Here is a 4877-nt window from a genome sequence, read left to right on the forward strand (position 1 = left end):
TCCTTCATGGCATCGCCTTTCATGGCATCAGCAGGCTTGCTATCCTTCATGGCATCGCCTTTCATGGCATCAGCAGGCTTGCTATCCTTCATGGCATCGCTAGTCTTATCCTTCATGGCATCGCCTTTCATGGCATCATTCTTCATGGCATCGCCAGTCTTATCCTTCATGGCATCGTTCTTCATGGCATCGCCAGTCTTATCCTTCATAGCGCTGCCAGTCTTATCCTTCATCGCATCGCCTTTCATCGCATCAGTAGGCTTCGCCGATGGTACAGATTGCGCGGGAGTTGCTTGTTCGGTAGGAGTAGATGTTGCGGTACAGGAAACAACACTAGCAGTAAGAGTCAGCCCAGCAATAAGTCCAAGGATTCTATAGTTCATCGTTATTATCTCTCTTTGCAAAAAATCAATGTCGTGGAACCTATTGAAGTTCACTTATTTGATATACGTTTGACCGAGCAAATCGGATGAAAAAATAAGTAGCCAAGTAAAACCAGAGAGCATCCCGTCCGCTTAGCGGACGGGATGCTCTCTGGTTTTGGTTTTTAATTATGCTGAACTACTTACTCCCTCCCCACCAAAGAAATAGACATCAAAAACCAATAATTTAGTGTTGTGACGCGAAGCGTCACAACACCGATTATTCAATGGGAAGAGAGAAGCAGTCCTAAATCATTTATGAGAAAAGTAGGGCTTTGACTCATTAGGGAGTAAAACATAGCAGTGTTAGATCGAACCCACCACAAGAAAGATCGCAGGGCAAAGCTGTCAAACTTCTCCTTTCATTACCATTGCCCCAGTTGGCTCGGGCATATCTTTGTTTGGTTCGATCGTAATAATTACAGTCGTAGATTGCTTGAGGGCATTATCTAGGGGAACTTTTACAAACACTTTACCCTGCTCGTCAGGACGAAATTGAGCGCAGTCTACTTTTTTGCCATCAACGATCGCCCAAAGTCGATAGCTATTTTCTTGAGGAATAGGCATGAGGTTCTGAATGCTAATCATCGCCGCTTTTTCGTTGGGAGCGATCGTCACGCTACCAGAAGCTGTAGGAATAGCTCCCATTCCTTTCAAAGAAATCATGCGATTATCGGCACTTTGTAGCATCGCGATCGCTTGACGATATTTTTGTAACTCTATTTGGTGAGTAGCAATTTGCTGGCGCATTTGATAATTATCAAAGCCCATAGCAACTAGAGCGATCGCCGTGATACTCCCTAACCCGATTGCGGCTAGTTGCCATAAGTTTCGCTGGCGTGGCGATCGCTTTATCCCTGTAATTATTGAATTCTCCTCTAATAGATTTTCTATGTGGGAATCTTCTAAAGTCAGTGGTTCTGCTTGAGGAATAGCCATTGCGGCAATGCGATCGCGCAAACTACTGGCTGGCGTACTTTCACTTAAACCGAGAGGGAGTAGTGCCAGAGCTTCTTGTAAACCATCAATTTCAGAGATGAGCTCGGGATATTCGGCAATCAGATCGTGCATTTCCGTCACCTCCTCAGGCTCTAAATCTCCTAAAACATAACCCGCTAATAATTCTTCCCAGTGGTGGGGATAATTGTTGGCATGATTTTGGGGATAGTTTTGTCTTGTCATATCACTTCAGTCTCACTCTAGCGAATCCTTTAAACTCTCTCTTAATCGAATCAACCCATTCCGAGCCCATGACTTTACAGTTCCCAGAGGTGCATCTAGTGCTTTGGCAATTTCTGTTTGGCTAAGTCCATCAAAATAGGCCATTTCTAAGACTTGGCGATGCTTATCGGGCAAATTTGCTAAAGCTGCCTTTACCTTTTCCGAGCGTTCTGCCAATGACAAAGTTTCCATAAGTGATGAATTTCTGGTGTCATAGTCTAGAGAAATATTTTGTTCCCATTTTTGCAAATGCTGCTGTTGCGATCGCGTTTTACGAATGCGGTCAATGGCACGCGATCGGGTTAGCACGGTCAAAAAAGCGGCGATCGAACCTCGCTTACTATCGTAAGACGAACTGCGGCTGAGCAAAATGAAAATTTCTTGGGTTAAGTCCTCAGCCTCCTGCTGACTGCCCAAAATCCTCAATGATAGGCGGTAAACTAATTCACCATAGCGATCGTAAAAAATGCCAAAAGCCTGACTGCTACCCGTTCGCCAAGCTTGCAGTATTTCCATATCAGTTTGCTCAGAGAGTTTCATGGAGAAAGTTGATACGCATCATTACAATATTTACGCATCTTAAGGCAGAACGGATGTGGTATCAATAGGATTCAGTTCTGGTAAGCGGAGTCTGCCCCATACAAGTAGCGGACTGCACAGACTTTTGGGGTTAAAGTTGATTGACATTAATCAACGATCGAGATACTCAATATACTTTAGCTCAGCAAGGTCGAAACCTCTCACAACTCATTGAGGATTGTAATTGAGGATTGCTAAATGAATTACACTTAACTTGTGTAAGTATCCTGTATAAGTACCCCAGCCTAATTAAAATCCAGATCTAAAACCTACGGCGCAAGCTGCACCGCAGGTTTTGACTCTGATATGTAATTATGCTCGATTATTTAACTCGATTATTTAACTCGATTATTTATAGCAGTAGCCAGTTATGTTAGGACAAAAACAAAACCCAGAAGAGTGTTGCGGCGCGAAGCGCCACAACACTCTTCTGGGTTTGATGTCTTAACCTATTTGGCTATAGCTATAACTCGATTATTTAATAAGATCGCAATCGCATCTAAGACATACCCATAAATATCTTATGAGTCTTACAGTAGGTCAAATAGTCGGTGGTCATTACGAAGTGACAGCACGATTGGGTGGTGGTGGATTTGGCGAGACCTATCTCTCACAAGACTTACATCTTCCCGATCGCCCCATTCGAGTCATCAAGAGGCTAAGTCCGCATATTCAAGAAGCTAGCGTCTTGCAACTATCGCGAAGACTTTTTGAGACCGAGGCTCAAGTTCTATATCGTCTAGGAACCCATCCACAAATCCCCCAACTATTTGCCCACTTTGAAGAGTTATCCGAATTTTATTTGGTTCAAGAATATATCGATGGCAAAGATCTCAGCTACGAACTCCCGCGCGGTAAAATTTGGGAACAGTTCGCCGTTGCCGATCTATTACAAAGTCTCTTAACCGTTCTCAGTTTTGTGCATCAAAATAATGTCATCCATCGGGATATTAAACCTGAAAACATCATTCGTCGTCGGGATGGACAGCTTTTTTTAATTGATTTTGGCGTTGTCAAGCAAATTGTTACACCCACAGCCATATCAGCAGCACAAGCGGATACAGGCTACACCATAGGCATTGGTACGCCAGGGTATATGCCCAGCGAGCAGGCTCATGGAGAGCCAAAATTTGCCAGCGATATCTATGCGATCGGAATGATCGGTATTCAAGCTCTCACAGGAGTACCGCCTAATCATCTTGCGAAGGATGATAATCTTGAAATTTTGTGGCGAGCATCCGCTCCGAAGGTTTATCCTGAATTTGCCGACATTCTCTCCAAAATGGTGCGGTTTGATTTTCGGCAACGCTATCCTAGTGCCGAACATGGGTATCGGGAAATTGCCGAGTTTGTGAATCGCTATCCCGTCTCCAAAGTCAATCACAGTTTGCCAACAGTTCTGATGAGCGAGGGAACCTCTCAAAGACGGAATTCCTATAGCCGTGACCCAGAGGAACCCATGCGCGATCGCCAAGCTCAAACCTCCCAATCTCAAGCCCAAGAGAGGATCTGGCGGCATTTTCAGCCTTGGCACATCGGCTTAGGCATTGTTACCCTCGGTGCGATCGTCATTACAGCCCTGATTCTCACCTTTGGCTATTCCCACAAACCCTCTAATAATCCAGACCTATCCCCAGAAAGTTCCGAACCTTCTCCCGCACCAACTCTCTCCACCAATGCGTTGAGTTCTCTTCCCACTTTGATTAAGGAATTTTCGATTAATGGCTCTAAGGATGCCATTTATGGCGTGACCATTAGTCCTGATGGCCGTATCTTAGCAGGTGCAAGTTCCGAACGGATTATTGAGTTATGGGACTTACAAACCAGTAAAAAATTGCAGACCCTCAAAGGACATAATGGGCGGGTCTATGACATCCAATATAGCCCCAATGGCAAGAGGTTAGTCAGTGCCAGTGACGATCGCACTGTAATTATTTGGGATGTTGCCACAGGTAAGCTGTTAAACAAACTGGAAGGACATCAGGAAAGAGTCTATACAGCCATTTTTAGCCCTGATGGAAAAATGATTGCTAGTTCTGGCGGCGATCGGACGATCCGTTTCTGGAATGCCGAAACAGGGAAGTTAATCAACGTTCTATCGGAAACATCTTGGGTTTACGATGTTTCATTTACTCCCGATGGTAAATTTTTGGTTAGCGGTTCCAAAGATGGTGCGATCCGCCTATGGAATGTCGAAACAGGAAAAGCGGTTAAAACTCTAGTAGATACTGGTAGCTCCGTGCGATCGATCGTCTATAGCAATGATGGAAAAACGATCGCCAGTGCCATGGAAGATAATACGATCCGCCTATGGGATGGGAAAACAGGGCAATTCAAGGATTTGCTCACAGGACATACGGGAGAAGTCCATACGATCGCCTTTAGTAGCGACGATCGTTTATTAGCCAGTGGCAGTGCCGATAAAACCGTACGTATCTGGTACTTAAAAGAAAAGCGAACACCACAAGTTTTATCGCAGCACGAGCGCGGCGTTTCCTCGGTAGAATTTAGCGAAGATCGGAAATTGCTGATCAGTGGCAGTCTCGATGGTAAGGTAAAAATCTGGAAAATAGCCAATTAGAGAGTCATCAATTAAATCGCCAATTACAGCTATAGCCAGTTATGTTAAGACATAAAACCCAGAAGAGTGTTGCG

General features: G+C 44.6%; 4 protein-coding genes. 1 reads left to right on the forward strand and 3 read right to left on the reverse strand.

Annotation, left to right across the window (positions count from 1 at the left end; translation table 11 throughout):
• From AC805_RS14365 to AC805_RS14375, 3 genes are all read right to left on the reverse strand, one after another.
• Positions 1-383 (reverse strand): hypothetical protein (locus AC805_RS14365; protein ID WP_055076054.1); only part of this gene is annotated, 383 nt, incomplete at its 3' end.
• Positions 384-770: 387 nt separating this feature from the next.
• Positions 771-1604 (reverse strand): anti-sigma factor domain-containing protein, encoded by an 834-nt coding sequence (locus tag AC805_RS14370; RefSeq protein ID WP_055076055.1) that lies wholly within the window; start codon positions 1602-1604, stop codon positions 771-773.
• 12 nt (positions 1605-1616) lie between these two features.
• Entirely contained in the window at positions 1617-2183 is a 567-nt protein-coding gene (locus tag AC805_RS14375) for a sigma-70 family RNA polymerase sigma factor (protein WP_055076056.1), read from the reverse strand.
• A gap of 562 nt (positions 2184-2745) precedes the next feature.
• Between AC805_RS14375 and AC805_RS14380 the strand changes: the two genes are divergently transcribed.
• Positions 2746-4803 carry a serine/threonine-protein kinase gene (locus AC805_RS14380; RefSeq protein ID WP_055076057.1) on the forward strand — a complete coding sequence of 686 codons (2058 nt, stop codon included), beginning with the start codon at positions 2746-2748 and terminating at the stop codon, positions 4801-4803.
• Positions 4804-4877 lie beyond the last annotated feature (74 nt).

Source organism: Pseudanabaena sp. 'Roaring Creek', from assembly GCF_001402795.1.
GTDB lineage: Bacteria > Cyanobacteriota > Cyanobacteriia > Pseudanabaenales > Pseudanabaenaceae > Pseudanabaena.